The sequence below is a fragment of the Streptomyces sp. NPDC048664 genome (assembly GCF_040650555.1).
GTDB lineage: Bacteria > Actinomycetota > Actinomycetes > Streptomycetales > Streptomycetaceae > Streptomyces.
This window is the reverse complement of sequence record NZ_JBEZHK010000018.1, coordinates 36,829-60,266: the sequence shown is the minus strand read 5'-3', so window position 1 is coordinate 60,266 and position 23,438 is coordinate 36,829. Positions and strand designations below refer to the sequence as shown.

Here is a 23,438-nt window from a genome sequence, read left to right as displayed (position 1 = left end):
CGCACGGATCTGGTCCGTGATGTGAGAAGTTCGGCTCCGGCGGCGTAGGGCCCCAGCGCATGCACCGGAGGGCTCATCCGGGCCGTGTCCAGAGACGGCGGAAGGATGACGTCATAGCGAGCGGCTCGAAGCATCTCGGCCGCATGGCTGGCGATGGCGACCTGGTCGGCGATCGGAGTGGTGGTGGGCAGGCGATGGCGTCGGTCGTGCCAGTCGTCGATCTGCTTGAAACCGGCGTGACGGAGGAGCTGCGCGGAGAGGTCATCAGTAGCGCCGTTGGCAACGACGCTGCCGCTGAACTCGGACGTGATGGTGATCGAGGTAGGCACGGAAGTCTCCGGGGCAGAGGGAGCGAACGACCCGTTGGAGGTGGGCCAGTGGGCAGAGCGTCCGGCAAATCCGGGGTTTGGTCCGGCCGAGAATCGCTGGTAGAGGCCGCACGGTGGCGGTCAGCCGGGTGCCCCGCCGAAGCAGGGCACCCGGTCGGTCAGAAGAAGGGATTCTCCGTCGGCCGGTCGGACCCGGTGGCGGCTCGGAGCAGTTCGGTGAGGTCTTCGGACTCGGACGACCTCTGGTCTATCCACCACCCGGCACGGGTCACCGTACGAGCGTTCTCCTCGATCTCCGCCCATTCCGCTTCGCTGGTCGTGCCTTCGGTGACCAGTGCGGTGTAGGCGTTGGTCAGGATCTGGTGACGACAGCGCACGCCCCAGGGAACGGCCCGCTCGGTCCCCTCCAGGGGAGGCATCCGGTACTGCTCGGACCAGGCTTCCGACGCCGTCTGCTCCTCAGCGCGCTTCGCCTTGAGCCAGGCGGCCTTGTCCTGCTCGTCGCCCTCGTTCGAGGCGCGCCAGCAGTCCGTGCACTCCTGCCTGGCGAGCCACTCGGCGAAGCCTGCGCGGCGGTCGGCCGGTCGGTCGGACAAGTCGCGGTCGGCATGGTGACCGCAGGTGTGGTCGATAGGCCAGATCGTCTTCACGGCCATGGAAGAGCCTCCTTGAGGAGTTGGATCAGCGGTCGCGGCAGTACGCGACGCGGGGGTCAACCGGCCGGATCGCCGGTGTGGTGACGGCGGCGGGGACCGGCGCCCTGCCCGGGATACCGGCACGGGCCGGGCTGGCGGCGAGCGCGGCGGCGCTCAACGGAGACGCGCGAGCGGGACCACGGCCGCGCTCACGGCCGACGGCTTGCGCGACAGCAGGGCGGGGCCGAGCCGTCACCTCTTGAGCGAGGCGGGGCTGCACTGCGACCTGGAGCCCCGAACGGTGCAGGGCCACCGTGGCGTCGGCGACTTTCCCCAGCGCCTCGACGCGATCGGTGGTCGCGGGGAGCGTGTAGATGTCCAGGCTCGAGTTGTGCCGCCAGCCGTCCTCCACCAGCGCGAGCCCGCTGAGGCCGGAGACACGGTCGTCGAGGGCTGCGACGATGCCGAGCTGCGGGTGATCGGCGAAGGCGACGTCCGGTTCACCGAGCGGACCGCGGTCGCGTACGTGTGCCGTTTCGGGCGCCAGCGCAGGGTCAAGTGCGACGTCCACATCGACCTGGTAGCCGGCCTTGCGCAGCAGCTCGATGGCCCGGCTCGTACGGCCGTGTCCGTCACGGTTCTGGTCGGCCAGCGCGTACAACGTCGGCTGGTCGGGGACGGGATGGAAGTCGAATCCCCTGAGCATCCAGTTGCTGGCCGCGAGGTTCTCCGGGTTCGCAGCGACGATGCCGTGGACGGGGTGGTGGCCGAAGGCCAGGTCGGGCAGCACGTCGTAGTGGCTGGGCATGGCAGATCCATCCGAGGCGGGTGCGGTTACAGGTGCGGGCGACGGGCGGATCAGTTCTGAGGGTGCGGTGCACGGAGGACTCCTGGATCGCGGTCGGTCAGAGCCGGGGAGCTGATGAGGAACTGGCCGGTGGCGGCGCGGTCCGCGCGGAAGACTCCGGCGGCGGACAGGTCGGGAGCACGCGCTGGCCGACCGACGGCGAAGAGGCGAGAGCGACCCTCGCCCGGGATGGAGCGGAGTCGGGCGGGAGCACAGTGGCGGCGCGCGCCTCGCCGGAACGTTCCTGCTCCTGGCGTGTCGGTACGCCAAGCTGGTCCAGGCGGGCGTCGACAGCGAAGAGGAGATCCGGCACGCTGCCGCCGTGACGCGCATGCGGACCGTCCGGCTCGGAGTCGTAGATCACCTCGTAGACGGCGGGCTCGGCGGACCGGTGGCGGGTGACCATCCAGCTTTCCGGGGTCTCGGGGTGCTCGGAGGGTGGCTCCTGCGGGGGCGAGATGATCAGCGAACTGCCGTCGGGAAGCTCGGCGTGGACGATGTAGTCGCTGAGGCCGTACTCGACGGTGCCCTCCAGGCCGCGCTGCCCGAGCGCGGAGCAGAGGGCGGCTTGCAGGCGACGCGGATTGGATGTGGCGGTCGGGGGAGGGGTTTCGTGGTGCATGGAGTTCTCCGTTGCGAACGTCCCGCCGCACGGCGGGAGCCGACGGGGCGTGGAGCTTGAAGGAGCGCGGTGGTCCATGAGGATCCGGTGATCGGGCAGTTTGGCGCTGCCGTGACTGCGTGCTAGGGATCACCGCGAGCGACCGGGAGCCGGCGGATGCGATGCCGGCGGGACCTGGGGCGAAGCAGGTGATACGGCAGGGGCGTTGTGCGTCGAGCGGGTCAGGGCGACGCGAGCCCGCTCGGTCTGCGCCGGCCGTTCGGTGTCCGCCCGATGAGCTAGATACTCGCCGACACGCACCAACGCCGGTCCCTTGGAACCTAGTTCGTGTGAGTAGTGCCAGCCCTCGGTGTTGCGGTGCTCCTCGGCACGCTCCTTGTAGAGGTGGAGCACGCTCGGCTGCGAACCGTCCATAAGCGCCATGACGCCGTCCCATTCGTGCCGCAGTTCCTCCGCCCGGAACAGGATGGTGTCGATCCCGCGTATCCGACGGAGGTCGTCACTGATCGGCCCCTCGACGTAGTCGGGGTCGTCGGCGGCGGCGCGGACCCCGGCCAGCACCTCGGGTCCGTGGTCGAGGAACACTTCGGCGTGCTTCCACGCTTCGGCGTCCCGCTGGACCTTCCCGTCCCCGTAGACCTTGTCGTCCAGCGGCCAGCCGTCCGCGTCGCAGAGGGAGTCCGAAACCGCGTCCCAGGCGTCGCACGCCTCGTTGATCCCGGCGGCGGCCGAGGCCAGTGCCGGGAGGTGCCGTCGCCACGCCAAAGGGTCGGTGGCCTGCGACGGCTGGTTGTCACCGGAGGAAGGAGTGGAAGAAGCAGACATGATCGATTCCCTTTGCTGTGCTGGTCGTTGGGCTAGGCGGCCATGCGGGCGTCTGTGTCGAACAGCTCCCGCTCGGCCGGGTGGAGGATGTGCTGGGTGATGAACGAGCGGCCGGCGACCTTCCACAGACCTCGGCCCTTGGTCAGGGCGGACACGGCCTGGGTCTCGACGCCGGTCAGGCCGAGCAGAGAGGCAGCGGCGGCGAGCTGGTCAGGTTCCTGGCGGTAGATGATGCGCGTGCTGCAGTCCGCGAGGAGCCCCTCGGCCAGGACTCGGCCGCGTGAACCGGCGTCGCCCGCCGAGAGCAAGTCGCTGAGGCGGTGGATCACCATGAGGTTCGCGATGCCCAGCCCTCGGGAGAGCTTCCACTGGCTCTGCATCCGCTCCAGCAGCCCGACGTGCCGCATCAGCCGCCACGCCTCGTCGTAGATCACCCAGCGCCGACCGCCATCGGGATCACTGAGGGCTGACTCCATCCACGCGCTCGCGCACGTCATCGCGAGCACCAGTGCCGTGTCGTCACCGGAGCCGCCGAGACGGGAGAGGTCGATGGACAGCATCGGTGTGGTCGGGTCGAACGACACGGTGCTCGGCGCGTCGAACATGCCGCTCAAGTCGCCGTGCACGAGACGTCGCAGGGCGTGGGCGAGGTCCTGGGCGGCTGAACCGAGGTGTCCCGCCTGGTGGCCGAGGGCGTGGTCGAGGCGTTCGGGGGAGCCGAGTGCGTGCGCGATCTCGCCGAGCAGCGGCACCGTGCCCCGGGCGGCGGCGTCGGCGACAACCAGATCCAGGGCCAGGTCGAGGGCGGTGTGCTCCATCGGCAGCAGGTCGCGCTTCAGCACGGTGCGGGCGAGGCTGGCCAGCAGCAGCAGACGGCGCTTGCGAACCTCCGTGAACCAGTCCTCCTCGCTCACGGAGGCAGGGCGAGCCGGGGCGTCCAGCGGGTTCAACCGGCCGGGGAGCCCCGGGCCCAGGGCGATGGTGTATCCGCCGAGGGCCTGCGAGACACCGGTCCACTCCCCCTTGGGATCGCAGGGGATGTAGATCCGGTAGCCGTGGGCGATCGACCGGGTGGCGATCGACTTCGCCAGCGCCGACTTGCCCATGCCGATGATCCCGGCCAGGACCGCGTTGGGGTTGGTGAAGCCCTCCACCCTGCCGCTGTTGTAGAGCGAGAAGGGGTCGAAGCAGAAGGCCGCCTCCGCGTGCACATCGCGGCCGATGAACACTCCTTCGGCGCCCAGGCCGCCCTCGGCGACGAACGGGTACGCGCCGCTGGCTGTGGCGGTGGTCATCCGGTGGGCGGGCAGGGCGAGCTTGCCGCCGCGGGCGGAGGCCGGACCGGGGCGACCGGCGGGCGGGTAGGTAGGCCGCAGACTCGGATCGAGGGTCTGCTCGGCGCGGTGCTTGGGCCGATTTCCGGCGAGGCGCGCCTGGCGGCGGGCTTCGGTGAAACCGGCTCGGGCGGCCCGCTGCTCGGCGCGCGTCGTCTTGCGGGGCACGAACAGAGGGGAGGCGCTGGCGCGGGTACGGGGCATGAGCGTTTCTCCAGATGAGGGGTGGGTCAGCGGCGGACGAGGCCGGTGAACGGGGCGTGCAGGTCGGCCGGGGTGGTGCGCCGCCGGACGAGATGAGCGGTGCGCTGGTGGCGCTGGCAGATGGTCAGTTCCGGTGCTCCCTCCGGAAGGCCGGCCTGGCACGCCTCCGGTGCGGGGATCTCGCCGGAGTCCGGCCGGGGCGCCGCGTGGTAGGCGGCGTGGAGGTGCTCGGCGGCCTGCCAGATGCGGGTGCGGGCGGTACGGAGCTGGTCGCCCTCGACCGCGACGAGCTGCCCGGTGCGACCGGTGTGGGCGTCGAGCAGCCCGTACAGCGAAACGAGGTGCGCGTGCAGGGCGTCCAGCTCGGCCCGGGTGGTGACCAGCGGGCCGCCCGGGATGTTGAGCGCCCGGTGGAAGTCGAGCGCGGCGGTGGCGAAGGGCACGAAGTCCTGCGCGGTCGGGCTGGCGGTGCGGGACATGAGGGTGCTCTTTCGAAGGGAAGGGTCAGGCAGCGAGCGCGAGCGGCAGGGCGGCGGCGGTGAACGCCTCGGCCTGCTGCCAGGTCAGCGGCCGGAGATCGAGCTGGGCGCCGACAGCGGCGGTCTCCACGACGGCGCAGGCGGTGCGCAGCTCGTCCTCGGTGTCGGCCGAGACGGTCAGCAGACCGGTCAGGGCGACGTCGGCGTGCCCGGCGATGAGCTGGCGTTCGCGGGACTTGATGTCCTGGTACTCGATCGAGTCCGCCTCGGAGTCGACCTGGCCGCGCCGGGCCCGTTCGGCGGCGTCGGCGATCACGCTGGACTTCTTGCGCTGCACGTCGCGCAGGGCGGCGTCGAGGTTCTTCGGCTCGTAGGAGAGCGACAGCGTGCGCCGCACCCCGCCGGTGAACAGGAGCTGGTGCAGGAAGCCGGCGCTGGTCTCGGTGCGCGGCCAGTTCTCCACCCAGTAGGTGGCGTGCACGGCGGAGTCGGTGGCGATGTGGTCCGCCTTCTCGACGACCACGACGGGTCCGGCGGCGGCGGGCTCGGCCTCGGGGCGACCGGCCGTGGACCAGCGGTCGAGTGTCGCCAGCGCCTTCGGGTCATAGGAAGTGCGCACCACGGCGGCGATCTCGCGGGCGGTGAGCCAGCCCGTCGGGGTGAGACCGGCGGTCCGCGCCGCCTGGTCGAACGTGGAGGTGAGCTGGGCGAGGACGCTGAACGCGCCGGTGAGACCGCCGCAAGCTTGGTTGATCAGCCGACGGGCCGCCTTGGTGTCCAGGGACACCGCGACGTACGCCTCGTGCGGGGCGGCTGCGGGACCGGCGCTCTGGATCAGCTCGTTGTAGATCGCGCCGGCCATCGGGGTGTCGGGGCGGCCGTGCTCTTCCCAGTATCGGCGCAGCGCGTCGCCGGAGTCGGGGATGGTGCGCTCGATCACCTGGATGCGGGCGATCTGCCCGGTACGGGCGAGAGCTGCCAGCGCGCGTCCCCAGCCGCCGACGTTGGCCTGCTGGGTGCCGGGGTCGAGCAGGGCGTAGGCGCGGGAGGAGACCTTGACCACCGCGGTCAGCGTCCCGGTGTGCGGGTTGTGGACGGCGCCGTACTTGCCGTCGGGAGCAGTGGTCACGCGCAGGCTGGCAGCGGTGCCGGGAAGGTGGAGCAGTCCCTCGCGGGTCGGCCGGCGAGAGGGCCGGGTGAGCCAGACGAGCTGGCCTCGCATCCGGCGCAGCGCGTACCGGACGACGATCGGGGCCCAGTCCGCCAGAGCACGGCCTCGGTGGCGGACGAAGACGAGCAGGGCGATCACGGCCCACAGCGGGATGAGCTGGAGGGCGCCGACCACACCGCGGGCGAGGATCACGGCGAGAAGGAGAAGGCCGGTGAGCCCAGCGACGACCAACTGCGGGACGGACAGGCCGAGCAGGACGCCGCGCCTGCTGCGGTGCGGGAACTTCACGGTGGGCGTGGAGGACTGGTGCTTGCCGGACATGGTGGTTCCAGACGGTGGGAGCGGGCTGAGGACGGGGCGCGCGGCGATCTTCTGGACGTCATGGCGAAACCTTCCTGCTGGTGGGGGGCGGGGGCGGGCCGTGGAGTGCGGCCCGCCCCCGGGGATGTGGGTCAGGAACCCGACGGCGGCTGGGTGGGATACACCCAGTTCGTCGGCGTCGCGGAGCCGGTGGCCGACGGACCGGACCCGGACGCCGGAGTGCCCGAGGCCGAAGGTCCGGGGTCGGCCGGCGGCATGGAGGTCATGTCGCCGCCCGGAGCCGATGCGGCTGCGAGGTGACCGGAGCCGCCCGCAACGCCTTGGGCAGTCGATTCGGACCCTTCCGGTTCGTCCTCGCCAGGACGTGTGATCAGCGGCGGGATCCCGGGGCGCTGGATCAGAGCCCGGCCCTTGTCGCCGCTCGCGTCCGGGTCTTCGCCGTACCGGAAGCGGGTCTGCTGCTTGGGCGGCCCGGCGTCGATGCCCTCCTGGCTGAGGTTGCCGCCGGAGGGGTTGATGCCGGAGGCGACGCCATCGGTGCCCGCGCCGGGGACCTGGTTCGGACCCTGCGGGGCGGGGGCGCCGGTACCGGCCCGCAGCGCGAGGCTGCCTGCGGTCTTCGCGGCGCCTGCGGCGACCGCCATGCCGGCGACACCGGTGCGGTGCATGTCGTCGTGGCCGCCGCCGTCGCTGGCCCAGTGGACGAACTTGTACGTCGCGTAGGGGCAGAGCAACACCAGGACCATCACGACGATGCCGGCCATCGCGTCGGACAGGGCCGCCATTCCGTCGCTGGCGTCGGTCTTGCCCATGGCGGAGACGCCGATCAGGAAGACGACGGTCATCAACAGCTTGGAGACGATCAGGGTGCCGGTGGCCTCGATCCAGCCGCGCCGCCACCGTTTGGCGACTTCCCAGCCGCCGCCCGCCCCGGCGAACACCGCGAGCGCGACCATGATCAGGACGCCGACCTTGCGGGCCACCATCACGCCCCAGTAGAGGAAGGCACCGATCGCGCACCCGAACGCCACCAGCGCGGGCACACCCCAGCCGAGGCCGTACATGGCCCCCATCTGATCAACCTTGATCACACGACGGATCGCGTCGTCGATCGAGGTGTTGGCGGCTTTGAAGAGGCCGTCGGACAGTGCGTCCACCACGGTGATGGCGACGGTCGTGAAGGCGATGGCGGAGAAGCTGAACAGGACTCCGGTCATGGTGCCGAACGCCGCCTTGGCGAGGGCACGTTCGTCACGGCGCCAGGCCGCGGTCATGAGCTGGATGCAGAAGATGCCGACGGTCAGGGCGAGGCCGATGGGCAGCAGCAGCTCGTAGTTGTCGCGGAACCACCCGGCGTTGAGGTCGATGGCCGTCGTCTTGTTGACGGCCTTGGCGGCAAGGTCGGCCGCGCTGGACGCCAGCTCGCCCGCCGACTTCGCGATCCACGCGCCGAGACCGTCGGTGACGGTGCCGGCGGGGTTGGTGGCGAAGTCGACAGCGCCGCACACCTTGTCCATCAGCGGGAAGTCGCAGACTCCCATGGGTCTTACCTCCGTTCTGGGGCGAGGGTCAGGGCGCGACGGACGGCATGACGCCGACCAAGGCGCAGGAGTGGTTGGGCCGGCACTGGACCGCGAGGGTGGTGGACCGGCTCTCCGCGCCGCCGGCGGCCGAGCCCTTCCAGCGAATCGACTGCTTGCCGGAGACCGTGACGGCGTAGACGTACGCCTGGGTGATCGCCCCGGGGTCGTCATGGAGGGCCTGCGTAAAGGCATGCGGGAAGTGCCCCTCGTTGATCTTGGCGGTGGCGACCTGCTTGTTGGCCGCCATCTCCTTCCACAGCACGGCCGAGGGGACCGCCTGGTCGACGGAGGCCGGGTCGGCGTACTTCGACTCCGTGGTCAGCCAGCCGCGCAGCGCCTTGCGCAGCTCGGGCTGCGAGTACGCGCGGGTGTCGTACGACCACAGCGCTGCGGCGGCGGCCTTCCCGTACGTGATCGGGTCGTGGGTCTTCGGCGGAACGGGCAGAGCGCGGGGCCGGGTGTGCGGCCCGGACGGTGCCGCGGGCGACGAGGACGCCGTGGGCGAACTCGGCGGTGGGGAAGCAGGATCGGAGGGGCTTCGGCCCTCGCGGGTGAGGTAGGCGGCCAGGCCGGCGACGGCGACGAGCACCGCCAGGACGGCAGTGCCGAGCAGCGCCCGGCGGCGCACGCGAGATGCGCCGCCGGGGTGGGTGGAGTGCTGAGCCATCAGTGGACCTGCGTCCCGAGCGTCGAGAAGAACGCCACCACACCGTTGGCCGCACCGAGAAGAAGGGCCGCGCTCGCGCTTACCAGCACGCCCTTCTTCCCGTTCGCCTCGGCCTGGTGACCACCGGAGTGGTGACCCCAGGCCCACACGCCCGCACTGACGGCGAGGGCTCCGACCACGGCAATGAGTCCGAACAAGTTGATCGAGCCCATCACCTGCTTGAGGACGTTGAGGCCAGGGAGCCCGCCCTCGTTGGGCTTGATTCCCGGGTCGTAGGCGAGCTGTATGACCTGTTCAGCGAGATACACGGGAACTCCAGTTCGAATGAGCGCACGCCAAAGCCCGGTGGGGCGAACCAGCGGTGCGAGGGGAGGTGAGGAGGGGGGAGGAGCGCCGGTCAGACGACTCGGCGGGCCGCGAGAATCCGCGATTTCCAGGACGCGACGGTGGTGATCCGTACGACGTCACCGGTGTGCGGGGCGTGGACGATCAGGCCCTGCCCGATCGCCATCCCGACGTGTTCCGGTACGGCGGCCGTCCCCTCGGTGAAGAGGAGGTCGCCCGGCTTGAGGGCATCGACCGAGACGGCCTTGCCGTCCTTGACCTGCGTGTACGTGGTCCGCGTCAGGGTCACCCCGGCGGCCTTGTACGCGCCCTGTATCAGGGAGGAGCAGTCGCAGCGGCCCATCGGGTTCTTGCCGTGGGAGTCGGTGCACGTGCCGCCCCACTGATACGGGGTGCCGAGCTGGCCGAGCGCCCACCGGATCGCCGTCTGTACCTTCGGCGGCGCGGAGGCGGGAATCTTGTACTCCTCCGGCAGTGCGCCCGCCGGGATGGTGCCGAAGTCCGTCCCGTCGCCGTCCGCCGAACAACCCCCCGCGGAAATGGGAGAGGGGCTGCCGGTGTCGGCAGAGCCGGACGGCGACGGGCTCGGCGATGCGCCGCCGGCCTTCTGCAGCAGGGGCTCGATGGCCTTCTGCAGGGCGGTGGCCAGCGGCTCCCATTTGGCGTACGCCTCCGGGAAGCCCGACTTCTGTACCGCCTGGGCGGCCTGGGTGACAGAGAGGGACTGCCAGCCGGAGACCTTCTTGAGCCCCTCGTAGAACTTCGTCGAGGCGTGCACCGGGTCAAGGATCTGGCTGGCCGTACCCCAGCCCATCGACGGCCGCTGCTGGAAGAGACCCAGCGAATCGCGGTCGCCGTAGGTCAGGTTCCGCAGGCCGCTCTCCTGCAGCGCGGTCGCCAGGGCGACGACCTGCCCTCGGGCGGGGATGTTCATCGCGACGCCCGTGGCCTGGATCGTCTTGGCGTTGGGCACCTGGTCGGCAGGCGCGTCCAGGCCCGGCACGGAGACCGAGCCCTTGTCGCCGCCGTCCAGGATGGCCTTCACCTGCTTGGCGACGGCGGAGGCGTCCACACCCTGTGCACCGTCGGTCGAACACGAAGCCGAGGCGGTCCCGGCCCCGATGCCAAGGATCGGCAGTGCCAGCAGGAGTGGTCCGGTGGCGCACAGACCGACGAGGGCTCCCGTCGTCTTCTTCACGGCCGCCGCCGTTGAGCGCGACGGCGGTGCGGACGGGGCGAGGGAGGTGGGTCGGGGCGCGGGTGTGTCAGGGCATGCTGCATCGCAGCGGCTCCTCGGTGTTCGCAGGAGACGCGGTGCCGACTTCTCGTGCAAAGCCGTCGGCACCGCGCCGATGTGCATCCGCCTCTCGGCGGGCCCGGGTCAGAGGAGTTGGTAGCTCCAGGACGCCGGTTTCAGGTCATACGCGGCAGCCAGCCGCGCTCGTAATCTCAGGCAGTGCACAGGGGCCTCCTCACGGCGCTCGCGGGCAGATGGGCAACGTGCCTACGACGCTGCTCGATTGGACGAGACGGCACGGATAAGCACAGCTCAACGGGGGTGAAGCCAGGCTCCTTCCCGGTGGCACGGCGAGACAGTAGACCGGGATTCCGGCCGCGCCAAACGACTGCCGTCCAGGGGTCCGAAGCAGGGAGCCACCTCGTTAGGCGCGGCCGGAATTCGCCGTTAACCTCCGCTGCAACCTCGCACCGGATGCACGACGTTGAGCGCTGTCCGGAGCAGGTCCAGACTCCGCCGTGCCCGAAAAGAGGCCCTTCCCATGAGCTACACGCTGCACCGAGGCGACGCCCTGACCGTCCTGAAGTCCCTCCCGGACGAGAGCGTCCAGGCGGTGATCACCGATCCGCCGTACAACTCCGGGGGCCGCACCAGCTCCGACCGGACCGGCCGTACCGCACGTGCCAAGTACGTCACGAGCAACTCGGCGCACGACCTCGCCAACTTCCCCGGCGAGAACCGCGACCAGCGCTCCTACCGCTCCTGGCTCACCGAACTGCTCACCGAGGCGTACCGGGCCTCGACCGAGCACGCGGTCGCGATGGTCTTCACCGACTGGCGACAGGAGCCGACCACCTCCGACGCCCTGCAGATGGCGGGATGGACCTGGAGCGGCACGATTCCGTGGATCAAGCCGTCCAGCCGGCCCCGCAAGGGCGGGCCGAAGCAGGACTCGGAGTTCATCGTCTGGGGCGTCAAGGGCTCCCTCGACAACACCCGCGATCTCTACCTGCCGGGGCACTACATCGCCTCCCAGCCCCGCAAGGGCCGGGTTCACATCACCCAGAAGCCCGTCGAGGTCATGCAGCAGCTCGTCCAGGTCTGCCCCGAGGGCGGCACCGTCCTCGACCCGTTCACCGGCAGCGGCTCCACCGGGGTCGCGGCCCTGCGCGAGGGACGCCGCTTCGTGGGCGTCGAGCTGTCCGCGCACTACGCCGACGTCGCCGAGGAGCGGCTGCGGGCCGAACTGACGAAGGATGACTTCGAGCTTGCCGGACCGGAGGCATGAACGTGAGAGCGAAGAGAGGCCAGGGCCGGCGGCCCACAGACGCAAAAGGGGCGGCTGGAGCATCGACTAACCGATGCACCAGCCGCCCGTCCTGTTACGTCAGGCCGGCTCGAACGCCCGCCGGATCAGCGGCGCCGCCTTCTCCAAGTCGGCTGCCGAGACGACACGGACCTCCAGGTCGCCGGTCCCGAGGTGTCCGATGCCGCGCATGTCCCGGGTGAAGCCCTCCTCCAACTCGACCGTTCCCGGGTCGAGTCTGAGATACACCAGGATCGCCTCGTGCTTCGGACGGAAGATCACCGACGCCACGTTCACCAACCGCCGGTAGGCGATGTAGTGCCGCAGGGACGCCACCTCCACCTCGCCCCATGCCGTGAGCGCCTCGTCCAGTTCCGCGTACAGGTCCTGCAGGCACTCGGGCACCGCTCCTCCACCCGCAGGCGGAGAGACCGCCGAAGCCGTCGGCACGCTGTCCGCCACGGGTGCCCGCTCCAGACCCCGGCGAGACGAGGCAGCGCTCGGGAAGCCGGTCGCGGAGTCCACGAGCAGCAGCCCCAGCAGGCCCCCTTCAAAGATCCGGTAGCGCACCAGGTCGATCCGCTCGGGCAACCTCTGCACCGCCACCCGGTCGTGGTGCGAGAAGCCCGCCGCGATGCAGATCATCCGCGGACGACGCCAGTCGACGGACTGGGCGGCCTCCGCCCCCAGCACCTTCCGCACAAGCGCCTCGAACTCGTGGTGCGCCGACTCCAGCCAGGACAGGTAGGAGACCGCCTGGGACATCACCCTGCTGTCCGAGCCCTTCTTGAACTCGATCACCACCGGACTGCCGTTCTCATCGAGTCCCAGGGTGTCGATCCGCCCCCGGTGCCAAGGCCCGGTCGGATACTCCGAGGCCAGGAAACGGACGCCCAGCATCTGCTCCAAGCCGGCCTCGACCCGCCGCTGCAGCTCCACCTCCAGCGCCACCGTAGAGCTTGACAGCTCGACATCCCGTCCGTCCGCGTCCCGTCGGAACATCATCAGCTCGGCCACCAGCGCCCCTCCCGCGATCTCTACAGAGGGCAATCAAGGGGACGCCGCGGGTATTCCGCATCGGGTAGCGGGAAGGGCAGGCAGCTCGACCATGGGATTGGCCGAATGCAGGACACCGACATTGCTTCGGGGCGGGAGCCGAGCCCGCAGGGTAGCTCGAATGGCGAGAGCTCCGATGGTCTTGTCAGTGTTTGTCCGTATGGTTGACCCTCTCCAGTGTTACTGGGGGGTTGCTTTCCGATACAGGGGTGGGTGCCGCGTAATATTCTCGGGGCGCCTGTGGCGTCCTAATCGATCCAGCCATCCGAGGTGGACGCCGGATTCTTGATCTTGCCAGAGGTTGTGTGATCTCCTGGTGCTCGTTCTTCTCGTCCGATGGAGGTTGGCGCAGTGCGCAGGCAGCACTATGGGGTGCCTCTGGAGCGGAGCGACTGTCTGGAGCTCAGGCGTCACAGGAACAGTTGCAAGCCCGAGAACTTCGGCAAGTGGCTCGGTGGCTTCGGTGCTGGCAAGCGTCTGGCCGTCGACCTCTTCTCCGGAGCGGGTGGACTGAGCCTCGGACTGGAGCGAGCCGGGTGGACGGTCGCAGCCGCGGTCGACTTCGACGAGCGCGCGCTCCAGACGCACGCTGCGAACTTCCCCGGCATGAGTCTCCACATGGATCTGGGTAATCCTGACGAGCGTGACAGGCTCGTCGAGATGCTGGCGCCCGCCAAGATCGATCTGGTGGCCGGAGGCCCGCCATGCCAGCCGTTCAGCAGGGCTGGCCGGAGCAAGATCCGCAGCCTCGTGGAGCATCACGGTCGTGATCCCCATGATCGCCGCAAGGAGCTGTGGAGCGCCTACCTCGACGTCGTGAAGCGCCTCCGGCCGCGTGCGGTCCTCATGGAGAACGTGCCGGACATGGGTCTCGGCGACGACTTCTTCGTGGTACGCACCATCGAGGAGCAGCTGGAGGACCTCGGATACGCGACGCAGGTCCGTCTCGTCGATGCGTGGAAGTACGGCGTTCCGCAGCACAGGAAGCGACTGATCCTGCTCGCGAGGAACGACGTGGAGCGCTTCTCGTGGCGGCAGGAGCTGGAGCACGATCAGCGGACCACGCTGCGTGACGCCATCGGTGACCTGCCGGTGCTGCCTGTCGTGCCCACCGAGCGTGTCGGGCAGCGCGAACTCCCGTACGAGGAACCGTCCGAGCTTTCCAAGTTCGCTCAGGACATGCGTAAGTGGGCGCGCAAGGACCGGGTGTGGGACCACATGACCCGACGGGTCCGGAAGGACGACGCGGAGATCTTCTCCAGCATGGACTCCAAGACCCTGTACTCGCAGATCACCCCGGAACTGCAGCGCTACAAGGCCGACCACTTCACGGACAAGTACAAGAAGCTCGACTGGGCGGACCTCAGCAGGTCGATCACCGCACACATCGCCAAGGACGGCTACTGGTACATCCACCCGGACCAGGACCAGCCGCGCACCCTCACCGTGCGGGAGGCCGCGCGAGTGCAGACGTTCCCGGACAGGTTCCGCTTCGCCGGGACGCGCAGTGACGCCTTCCGCCAGATCGGTAACGCTGTGCCGCCCCTTCTTGGCGAGGCTGCCGCGGAGGCCCTGCTGCCCGTAGTTGACGAGCAGCCGACCGAGGGGGGACTCCAGCCGCACTGGCGCACGGTGCGAAGGGATCTGACCGCCTGGGCCGAAGCACGGCGTGAGTCGGAGGACTGGTACCAGCTTCCGGGCAAGCAGATGTCCGGCTTGCAGGCCGCCGTCGTAGCCATACTGTCCGGGACCCGGATCCAGCCCGCGCAGCTGGCGGAGATGGTTGAGGCCGTGCGGGGACAGACGTCCCTTGGCAAGGCCGCACTCGAGACGCTTACTGCGGCGGCGCCCTCCGAGGCTGCGAAGGCCCGGGTCGCCCGGCTCACCGCGGTGATCGATCAGTCGAGCGTCTGGGCCGACGAGGAGAAGGTCCGCGAGCGGTTGAAGCTGAAGCCGGCTGAGGCGACGGTGTACCGGCTGCTGGTCGGCGAGGACCTCCTGTGGGTCGGGCAGGGGGCGCTGCGCGTCGCCGCCCGTCTGCACGGCAGTGATTCGGATCGCACGAACAGGCTGAGCGACGGTCGAGTGGATCTGGTTAAGCTCGTCGGAGCCGGCGAGGACGCGCCTCTGCGTATGGCGGCGCTCCGGCTCATCGGAAGCAGCTTCTGCCGGGCCAAGGAGCCGCTCTGCGAGGTGTGCCCCCTGAGTAAGTACTGCGTCGCCAGGGAGAGGGTCTCGGGCGACCTGTTCACGGACGCGTTGACCGGTACCCACGGACGGGAGACGGTGCCGACCCAGGCTCGGAAGCCTGTTCGCACAACTGGGCGACGCTGAGCGCGGCGCGCTCGACGTCCGCCCGGATCTCGCACTCCCAGACACGGACTACAGTCCACCCAGCGGCCTCGGCTGCCGCGGTGTTCCGGCGGTCGCGCTCCTTGTTGGTCTCGATCTTCGCCTCCCACAAGGCGGCGTTCGGGCCGCGGAAGGTCTTCGGCCCGTGCACAGGACATCCGTGCCAGAAGCACCCGTCGACGAACACCGCCACGTCGTACCTGGGCAGGACGAAGTCCGCCGTGCAACGGGCAGCCACCTTGCGCTGTAGACGGAACCGGAGGCCGAGCCGGTGCACGGCACGCCGGAGGGCCACCTCCGGCTTCGTGTCGCGGGCGCGCCGACCGCGCAGATGGCCGCTCAGTTCCGTGCTGACCCACTGCGTGCTCGTGGTGTCCTCACGTGCTGCCATACCTCAGCCCCAGCCCGTCGTCGGCCTACGAGTGTGAGGGTGCCACACTCGTCCCATGCTTCGTGAACCTGCGGAACTTCGTGTCGACGATCAGGGGCGCGTCGAGCTCCCCATTGGCCTGCTCGCGGAGGCTGGCATCGCACCCGGGGCAGACCTCCTGGCCTTCAGCGACGGAGACGGACGGATCGTGCTCAGCCGCGCCGAGGACGCCATGAGGGACCTGCTCGAGCGCGGGGAGCTCTGAGGGCCGGGACGCGTCGGACCTACGGGCCAGGCACGAACCCGAGCGAAAACGCCTCGTTGCGCGCGTGCAGCGCCTGCACCGCCTGCGGCTCGGGAACCTCCTGCCCGAGCTCGAGTCGCCGACCGACGTACTGCGCGAGCTGCCGCTGTGAGGGATCCAGGTTGTGCGTTTCCTTCGCCCATCGCTCGATGGCGTACCACTCGTCCGCCGGGACCGACGTCACCTCGTCGCTCGCCCCGCGGTCGCCTTCCGCTCCGCCCGCGAGGGCCTCGTCGTCCAGCGGATGATCACGGAGCTCGGCCTTCAGAGCGTCAGGCACGGACCAGGGCACGCGGGAGACGGCGTCCCAGCAGGCGGGCTTCTTGGCCCACTCGCCCACGTGGTTGCCCTCACGTGGCTTGGTGACGACCCGCATGACTCGGGGGCACAGATCGTCGATCGCGGCTTCGAGGGCTGACGAGACCCTCTGTTCACGCCAGATCCTGTCGAGATCGATGCGCTGTTCCGTGGCGAGCGCCAGACGGGCCATGGTGTAGGTCGTGATCACGCTCTTGTAGCTGCCCGCCTCGTGGTTCGCCGCGACGCGGTCGACTGCCTTGAAGAGGACCGCCATCGCGATCACGCGCTGGCAGTAGCGGACGTCGACCCGTGGGGGCGCCTCGCCGATCCGGTCCATGAACGCGACGAAGTTCTTCTGCGCGCCGCGGCTGACGCTGAACGGGAGGAGGCTCCAGGAGTTGACGTACTTCGCGAGGTCCGCCTTCGTGAACTTCCGACTGGTCGGGTTGAGCTTCTTGAAGGTGCGCTGCTTCGCCGGTGTCCGGGCCTTGGCCACCTCGTCGGTGTACTGGCCGCGCGCCCTCTCGTAGAACCAGTGGGTCTCCTGGCCACTGCCGTCCGTCGCCGGCGCCCACAGAGATCGGGTGATCCGCTGGACGGCCACGTGGTACGCGTGGTTCGAGCTGAAGTCGACAAGCGTGACGCGATTCTGGGTGTTGGAGTACTCGGAGATCATCGGGACGATCTCCGAGAGCCGCTCGGGAGAGACCTCCGTCAGCTTCATCTGGACAGCCACGTGAGACAGGTCGGCCTTGTCCCGGCTCGAGGAGTAGTGCAACGAGGCCGTGGTCTGACCACCGTTCACCACTTGGAGCCCGTGCACCCGGGCGATGCCCGTGGGGGTGCCGTCCGGGCCGTGCACGAAGTCGACCTGGGAAGCGGTCGCCGTGATGCCGTTGTTGTACGCCAGGAACCTGCCCGGTGAGTTCAGCAGGGTCTCCCTGATTCCCCGGTTGACCGATCCTCGGGCCTGCAGGAAGGACCGGACGTTCAACTCGAGAAGTCTGGTCCCGTACTCCCCGTACAGTTCGGCCAGTCTCTGGCCAGGGATCACGGCCATGGTCACCGAGTGGTCCGGCTCGCTGCTGGGTGCCGAGACACAGGGCAGCGGAGGGTCGAACGAGACCACGATGGGCTCGCTGATGCTGCCGGACGTCTCGTGGCGGTGCAGCCGCGCCAGGTCCCATACCTCGTGGGTCACGGGAAGGCCGTCGAACTCGGTGGGCGGGAAGGAGGTACTCGTGCCGACGCGGTTGCTGAGCAGGAAGAGCCGGATCCTCTGTACCTCGGTGAGCGCCTTCTCCACTGCCGCGCACATGTCGTACACGTCGAAGGACTCGTCGATGTGCTGACGCAGGCCCTCCCGACACCGGCGGACGAACGTCAGCAGGCGCCTGAAGGCGGTCTCAGCCTGTCCCTTCGTGAGTTTGGACTCCAGCGGGTCGAGGTCGAAGTCGGTCACGAAGAGGTCTAGGCACTCCCCGGAGTCCCCGATGCCGTATCCGTGCACGAGATGACCGTGGGCCGAGTGGTAGGCGGTGAACGTGTTGGACACGATGCCGGCCCGTTCCAGGTCCTCGAACACGCGCCGCGTGAACGCCTCCGGGGTGGTGGTCCCCTCAGCGTCGGCAGTGGCCTGGATGTCCGCGACGACGTCGTGGGCGTACTGGGACAGGTCGAGTTCAGGCATGGGGTCCCCCGATCAGTGCGGCCACTTCGTCGGTCGTGGCGCGGTGGTGGTCAAGCCCCGAGGTGCTCACGTGGTACGAGCACTCACCGACCCCCTCGGGAAGATCTGCCTCGACGAGTCTCGGGAAATTCTCTCCCACGTGCCAGAAGCGCAGGTCGCGAACGGTGTAGCGAGGCTCCTCGTACACGTCTCGCTGGCCGGGGAGATAGCCGGCCTGCACGAGACGACCGTCGAAGGCGGCTCGGACGCCAGGACTCGTGAGTTGCTCGCGTATGCGGTCCACCAGGCGGTTCAGACTCTCTCCTGATCCACCCCGCCGTTCGTCGAGCATCGCCAGCGCCAACAGAAGCGCAGGCGTCCCGGTGTCGTCGAGCTGGCGCTCGCTGGCGATTCGGATGCTGCGGGGTCGCTTGGCGGCGCTGGCCTTCACCTCGACGGCGACTCCGGGCAGATGGAAGTCCTGGTTGGCTCCGCTCGGCCCCGTCCATGCGTCGACGGCCTCGGCCGGCCCGACGACGGGCAGGATGTGGTCGCGCAGCACCAGGAGCTCGCCGACGAGTCCACGACGGGCCTCAGGGCCAAGACCGTCTCTGCCGACGGCGCGAAGGAGGTCCTGCCACCGCTCGAACCTCTCCACCGCTGCAGTCAGGGCTGCTGCGGCCCCAGGGGCCTCTCGGACCGTGTCAGCCACGTCCGTGACGAGCGGGTTGAACACCTCTCGCAGCTCGTCTGCGGTGAGGACCACTTGGAGCTCGTACTCGAGACGCGAGACGGCGCTCACGTTCATCTCCAGCCCGGCAGCGCGAGGCAACTGGCGTACGGAGCGCACGATGTGGTCGGCGGAGCGGGCGTCGGCCCTGAGCACGAGCATGCGCTGCTGCGCCGGGTGGGAGACGGAGAGAAAGACGTCCAAGGGGGCGTCCGGGTGCAGGCGGATCCGGGAACGACCCGGGGCCCCCTGCGGTGCTTCCAGGTCACGCCACTCGGACTCGGTGACGGTCACTCGTCGTCCTCCTCGTCGTCGAGGGCGTCGAGGCCCTCCTTCTGCCAGATGGCGTTGACCACGTACTCGGTGTCGGACTGGTGCTCGGAGCGTGGGAAGCTCGCCTTGAAGCCCACCAGAGGCAGCCGTGCCTCACCGTCCTCTGTCGCCGGCCGCTCGACCAGGTAGACGAGCAGCAGCGCTTGGTCGGCTCGGCGCTGCCAGCGGACGTGGTCCCCCGAAGGCGACTGGGGCACCTTCTCCCGCTTCTTGATGGCTGCGGCCTTCTGCGTCGCTTCCAGGGCGGCTTTCACCTGGTCGGGATGGAGGTCGAAAAGGTACTCGTCCGGAGGGCTGAGCAGGCGACGGATCGTGTACCGACCGTCGCTTTCGACGTCGTTGAGTGGCGACCGCTTCACGGGCCCCAGGCTGTAACCGGCGATGTCCTGCGGGTCTTCGGCTGCCTGCTTGCCGACCAGGACCACAGTCCACTTCGGGAGCTCACCTACGGCCATGCACTGTTCGATGTACTTCGCGATGAAGCGGGGGCGAACCCTCTGGGCCATGCGGTCGGTCTCGTAGCGGGTGAGGAAGTCCACGACGGCTTCGGAGGGCACCTGCTTCCACGTCACGTTGGCACCCGCCGTCTTCTGGTCGGCGGTGGCCAGGCCGTCGAGCCTGCGTACGAAGTCCCCGAGCACCTTGAGGTTGTGTTCCGGGACCCCGTCGGTGAGGTCGAAGATCACCGTCTCCGGTCCCTCCCCGGAATAACTGAGCATGACTTTCGTGCCCTGGCGCATCTTGTTGGCAGCCGTGACGGCGAGGCCCAGAGAGGAGGCGCGGACCTTGAGACCGAAGTACCTCGGACTGAGGTTCAACGCCGCCATCTCCTCGACCTCACGACGCAGTTCGTCGGTCGCGGCGGTGACCTCGATGTACTTCGCCTGCAGATCGGGAGTGGTGTACAGGCGGCAGAGGTCCTCGTGCCCCGGCCGGTATCCGAACCAGCGTCCCATCTGGAGCAGGGTGTCGTACGTGCTGGACGTGCGCAGGTAGTAGCTGACCGTAAGACCCTCCAGGGTGAGGCCCCGGGAGAGCTTCTGGCCTCCGATCGCGATCACCGAGAGACCGGTCCTGCGGTGCTCGTAGTAGTCGAGTGCGTCGCGGGAGGCGCCGTTGACAGTCTTGACCACGATCTTGCGCAGCGCGGGCATGAGCTGGCTCGACACGTCCTCCCAGGTGATGCGTCGGGCCTCGTCCGCCGGGAAATGGTCCGTGGTGGGGACGAAGTCCCGCTCCCACAGGGCCCGGAACTCGGCCATGCGCTGCGGTGCCTGCCCGTACCGGTCGCGGAGCGAGTCCACGAGGAGCCGCAGGTAGTCGTCCACCTGGTCGCGGACGATCCCCTGGACCGCCGTAAAGCGCGTGACGTGCACAAGCATGGAGTTGTGCACCTTCGTCTGTCCACGCACCCGCCGCGCAGCGCTGGCGAGGACGAACGAGGAGATCGCCTCCCGGAGGGACCGCGGAAGGTCGTCGGAGGGCACGAAGGAGGACTTGTGCTTGCTCGGGATCCAGCTCTCGGCGTCGTCCACGGGGCGTACGAGCGGAAGCGGGGGCACGTCCTCCTCGTCGTCGTTGTCGACCTGGAGACCGAACACCCTCTCCGGGCCCAGGTAGTTGGTCGGCGAGGGCAGGGTGCGGATGAAGCTGTCGGGAAAGAGGTCGGCGCCGAGTTCGGCGTGGTCAACGTCGGGATCGATGTAGATGTTGGCGAACGGGGTGGCGGTGTACCCGACGTACGCCGACTTCTCGAAGCTCTTCATGAGCTCGCGGATCGCGCCGTTGGTCTTGGTCGGATCCGCGTCGGGATCGCGCTCGGTGTTGATGGAGGCGTTGTCCGCCTCGTCGTCGATGACGAACAGCGGGATGTCGCGTACGACCTTGTTCCCGCTCTCGTCCTCCGTGCCCTGAACCTCGGTCACCCACGTCCGCAGGTATTCGAGGATCTTCCAGTGCTTCTTGACGACGAGGACGACCGGAAAACGGCCGAGCGGGAAGTTGACGGCGTTGGCCGCCTGCCGACCGAAGTCGCCCTTCTCGGAGCTGTTGGTGGGGGACGCGATGTCGAGCTTCCTGGCACCCGGCATCCTGCCGGCACCCATGAGACGGGACTTACCGTTCTGGTTGGACCGTTGCTGGTGCTGGGTGTCGAAACCCAGGAGTCCCTCGTCGACACGCAACTGGGTCTGGCTCCGGAGGTCGTTGTGGATGCCAGCGAGGATCACCACGAACTGGTACCCCGCGTCCACGGCCTTCGCGGCGAGCCCGATGTACTGGCCGGTCTTGCCCGACTGGACCTGTCCGATCACCAGGCCCGTCCGGCGCCACGAGCCGACACGGCGCGGGTCCTCGAGCTGGCTCAGGACCTCGTCCGTGCTCTGGTCCAGCCGGCGCACGACGACCGGAGGGAGGTTCCGGACGTCCTCCAGGTAACGGCGGTAGCGTTCCCAGAAGTCCCAGGCTCGGTCGTTCTTGGCTTCGGGCAGCCAGGGCTCGTGTCCGCTGTCGCTCTCCAGCCCGGAGGAGCCCTCCTGGAAGACCGCCGTCAGGACCTCGATCTCCTTGGCCAGCTGGTCACGGTCGAGGACCTCTCCCTGGCCGGCCAGCATCCCGAAGATGACGGTGACCGCGTTCTGCACCTCGTCCGGCGTCGGCTGACGGTCCTGCGACAGTAGTGCGAGAACCAGGCGACGGGCCTTGGCAAGGGACTCGAGAGAGTCCTCGGGGGTGGAACTCACAGCAGACCTCCGGCTGGGCGGGAACGGCATGGGGCAGGCTAGGGGCGGCGCTGACAACGGGTTCACCCGTTCCAGAAGCCCTGCATCTGGTCGAAGGGGGGCATCGTCCGGAGGCGTTCGCGAGCGGCCGCAGGCGAGCGACCGTCTGAGACCAGTGCCTCGTAGATGCGCTGTGCGACCTCCGTGGCCTCGGCGTCGGCAGGCCCGGGGCCCCCGAAGGGCTCGGGGTCGTCGCTGGTGTCCGTCTCGTGCATCACACGGAGGGCAGTGACCGGCACCGTCTCCTCGAGCAGACGGATCAGGGCACGTACGTCATCCGAACCGGCACCACCAGAGCGCAGAGCTGCCTTCACCAGGGGGTGGCCCCGGTTGATCCGGCAGGTGACCTGGTCGTCGACACGGCGGACGTTCCACGCGTACACGAGCGGATCCCCGTGTGTGCGCGCAGCGATCTGCCCGCGGTGCCGAAGCACGTCGGCGGCCCTTCTCCTGGCCTGCAGGGCGATGCGCCGTAGATGAGAACGCAGTGCGACGGGCGGGACGACACTGGACTTCCGGACGTCGACCCCCCATTCGACATCCGTCTCGGCGGGGATGTCCACGGCGATCCGTGCCAGGTTGTACTTCTCCTCGCGGCGCAACCCGCGCTGTCCCAGCCAGTCACCGGCAAGGATCAGACGGTCCCGGCGGTACACGTAGAACCCCTGTTGGTCGAGCCACCCACGCGGGCCGCCGGCCTTCTCGAACTCGTCCGGGGCGAGCCTCTGGGCACTGGGAAGGACGAACGCCTCCACCCGTACGGAACCCGCCCCCAACCGCAGACGCTCGACCGGAAGCGGTTGTACGGACGGGTGACGGGACAGGAACGGATCCCAGGGCTCGACGGGGCTGCCCGACACACGCATGTTGCGACGTCGGCTTCCGGTGAGGAACCTGCCGAAGACCATGCCCAGGTGGGACTCCGTGCGGGCTGCCTCCGCGTAGAACTGCTTCTGTGTCCGCTCGTCCTCCACCGTCACCGCGTCGACGTGGTAGCCGTTGAGGCGCCGCCACAACACGACGGTGCCGTGGTCCGCCCCACCCCGGATCCGGTCGAGCAACTCGCTGGTCGTCTCGTCCGCGCCGCGTAGCAGTCGCCACTCGCCCGACCTCTCGACGACGTCGAGGTCCCATGTGCGTACGTGCCATTCGCCGGTGGTGGCGGTGGCGACGGTGAGCTGCCGGGCCTGGGAGAACGAGGCCGACTTGAGGCCGACGCCGAAGCGGCCCAGGTCCGTTGCACTTCGGGGCGTCGCAGGGCCTCGCGCGGCTACGGTCATGGCGGTCACGAGCTCGCCGGCGGTCATCCCGGCACCGTCGTCGGCGACGGCGATCCAGGAGTCCTGCCCGGCCCAGGTGAACTCGACGTCGACCGTGGACGCACCTGCGGAGATGCTGTTGTCCACGAGATCCGCGATGGCGGCAGGCAGGGAGTACCCGAGCGAACTGAGAGAGGCGACCATGCCCGCCGGCTCCGGAGCTGCTATGTCGTACATCATGCCGAGTTTCCAGCCTGCTTCCGGTTTCTGACACTGGTTGGGATTATCCACCCACGCCGTTCGGCCAAGGGCCGGGCTGTCCTGCCGACGCGAGGCGATGGTGGCCATCCAATACGCCTCGTCGCCCCCCTGGTCCGGGT

General features: G+C 69.1%; 20 protein-coding genes. 3 read left to right on the top strand and 17 right to left on the bottom strand.

Going from position 1 to position 23,438, the window contains the following annotated elements; genetic code table 11:
- Positions 1–487 precede the first annotated feature (487 nt).
- From AB0C59_RS20390 to AB0C59_RS20340, 11 genes are all read right to left on the bottom strand, one after another.
- Entirely contained in the window at positions 488–985 is a 498-nt protein-coding gene (locus tag AB0C59_RS20390; protein WP_363006464.1) for a hypothetical protein, read from the bottom strand.
- A gap of 25 nt (positions 986–1,010) precedes the next feature.
- Positions 1,011–1,772, bottom strand: a complete 762-nt coding sequence (locus AB0C59_RS20385) for a hypothetical protein (RefSeq protein WP_363006462.1) — start codon at positions 1,770–1,772, stop codon at positions 1,011–1,013.
- 97 nt (positions 1,773–1,869) lie between these two features.
- Positions 1,870–2,433 carry a hypothetical protein gene (locus AB0C59_RS20380; protein ID WP_363006460.1) on the bottom strand — a complete coding sequence of 188 codons (564 nt, stop codon included), beginning with the start codon at positions 2,431–2,433 and terminating at the stop codon, positions 1,870–1,872.
- A 129-nt stretch (positions 2,434–2,562) separates the two neighbouring features.
- Positions 2,563–3,258 carry a hypothetical protein gene (locus AB0C59_RS20375; RefSeq protein ID WP_363006458.1) on the bottom strand — a complete coding sequence of 232 codons (696 nt, stop codon included), beginning with the start codon at positions 3,256–3,258 and terminating at the stop codon, positions 2,563–2,565.
- A gap of 32 nt (positions 3,259–3,290) precedes the next feature.
- On the bottom strand, positions 3,291–4,796 hold the full coding sequence (locus AB0C59_RS20370) for an ATP-binding protein (RefSeq protein ID WP_363006456.1): 1,506 nt from the start codon (positions 4,794–4,796) through the stop codon (positions 3,291–3,293).
- Between the two features lie 26 nt (positions 4,797–4,822).
- Entirely contained in the window at positions 4,823–5,275 is a 453-nt protein-coding gene (locus AB0C59_RS20365; protein ID WP_030804523.1) for a DUF6238 family protein, read from the bottom strand.
- Positions 5,276–5,300: 25 nt separating this feature from the next.
- A complete protein-coding gene (locus AB0C59_RS20360) occupies positions 5,301–6,767 on the bottom strand; it encodes an SCO6880 family protein (protein WP_363006454.1) in 1,467 nt (488 codons plus the stop codon).
- A 131-nt stretch (positions 6,768–6,898) separates the two neighbouring features.
- Complete coding sequence (locus tag AB0C59_RS20355) at positions 6,899–8,308, bottom strand: ATP-binding protein (protein WP_363006452.1); 1,410 nt, start codon at positions 8,306–8,308, stop codon at positions 6,899–6,901.
- Positions 8,309–8,336: 28 nt separating this feature from the next.
- Positions 8,337–9,017: a hypothetical protein gene (locus AB0C59_RS20350; RefSeq protein ID WP_363006450.1), complete on the bottom strand. Its 681-nt coding sequence runs from the start codon at positions 9,015–9,017 to the stop codon at positions 8,337–8,339.
- Positions 9,017–9,325, bottom strand: coding sequence for a DUF6112 family protein (locus tag AB0C59_RS20345; protein ID WP_363006448.1), 309 nt, complete (start codon positions 9,323–9,325; stop codon positions 9,017–9,019). The genes AB0C59_RS20350 and AB0C59_RS20345 overlap by 1 nt, the downstream gene beginning before the upstream one ends.
- Before the next feature lie 89 nt (positions 9,326–9,414).
- The gene (locus AB0C59_RS20340; protein WP_363006446.1) at positions 9,415–10,560 is read right to left on the bottom strand and encodes a C40 family peptidase; all 1,146 of its coding nucleotides are present in this window, start codon (positions 10,558–10,560) and stop codon (positions 9,415–9,417) included.
- A 580-nt stretch (positions 10,561–11,140) separates the two neighbouring features.
- Between AB0C59_RS20340 and AB0C59_RS20335 the strand changes: the two genes are divergently transcribed.
- Positions 11,141–11,887 carry a site-specific DNA-methyltransferase gene (locus tag AB0C59_RS20335; RefSeq protein WP_104631201.1) on the top strand — a complete coding sequence of 249 codons (747 nt, stop codon included), beginning with the start codon at positions 11,141–11,143 and terminating at the stop codon, positions 11,885–11,887.
- Between the two features lie 99 nt (positions 11,888–11,986).
- Here the strand turns inward: AB0C59_RS20335 and AB0C59_RS20330 are convergent, their stop codons facing one another.
- Positions 11,987–12,922: a DUF5655 domain-containing protein gene (locus AB0C59_RS20330; protein WP_363006444.1), complete on the bottom strand. Its 936-nt coding sequence runs from the start codon at positions 12,920–12,922 to the stop codon at positions 11,987–11,989.
- A 390-nt stretch (positions 12,923–13,312) separates the two neighbouring features.
- Between AB0C59_RS20330 and dcm the strand changes: the two genes are divergently transcribed.
- A complete protein-coding gene (gene dcm / locus AB0C59_RS20325) occupies positions 13,313–15,295 on the top strand; it encodes a DNA (cytosine-5-)-methyltransferase (RefSeq protein WP_363006442.1) in 1,983 nt (660 codons plus the stop codon).
- Here the strand turns inward: dcm and AB0C59_RS20320 are convergent.
- Positions 15,210–15,704 carry a very short patch repair endonuclease gene (locus tag AB0C59_RS20320; RefSeq protein ID WP_037876648.1) on the bottom strand — a complete coding sequence of 165 codons (495 nt, stop codon included), beginning with the start codon at positions 15,702–15,704 and terminating at the stop codon, positions 15,210–15,212. The genes dcm and AB0C59_RS20320 overlap by 86 nt on opposite strands.
- 55 nt (positions 15,705–15,759) lie before the next feature.
- Here AB0C59_RS20320 and AB0C59_RS20315 point away from each other — a divergent pair, with 55 nt between their 5' ends.
- Entirely contained in the window at positions 15,760–15,948 is a 189-nt protein-coding gene (locus AB0C59_RS20315; protein WP_363006440.1) for an AbrB/MazE/SpoVT family DNA-binding domain-containing protein, read from the top strand.
- A gap of 19 nt (positions 15,949–15,967) precedes the next feature.
- Here the strand turns inward: AB0C59_RS20315 and AB0C59_RS20310 are convergent, their stop codons facing one another.
- The 4 genes from AB0C59_RS20310 to AB0C59_RS20295 all read right to left on the bottom strand — a co-directional run bounded on the left by AB0C59_RS20310 (position 15,968) and on the right by AB0C59_RS20295 (position 23,298).
- Complete coding sequence (locus AB0C59_RS20310) at positions 15,968–17,977, bottom strand: AIPR family protein (RefSeq protein WP_363006438.1); 2,010 nt, start codon at positions 17,975–17,977, stop codon at positions 15,968–15,970.
- Positions 17,970–18,980 (bottom strand): PD-(D/E)XK motif protein, encoded by a 1,011-nt coding sequence (locus tag AB0C59_RS20305; RefSeq protein WP_161249682.1) that lies wholly within the window; start codon positions 18,978–18,980, stop codon positions 17,970–17,972. Before AB0C59_RS20305 ends, AB0C59_RS20310 begins: the two co-directional genes overlap by 8 nt.
- Positions 18,977–21,760, bottom strand: a complete 2,784-nt coding sequence (locus tag AB0C59_RS20300; protein ID WP_363006435.1) for a Z1 domain-containing protein — start codon at positions 21,758–21,760, stop codon at positions 18,977–18,979. Before AB0C59_RS20300 ends, AB0C59_RS20305 begins: the two co-directional genes overlap by 4 nt.
- 62 nt (positions 21,761–21,822) lie before the next feature.
- Entirely contained in the window at positions 21,823–23,298 is a 1,476-nt protein-coding gene (locus tag AB0C59_RS20295; protein WP_363006433.1) for an ATP-binding protein, read from the bottom strand.
- Positions 23,299–23,438: the final 140 nt, after the last annotated feature.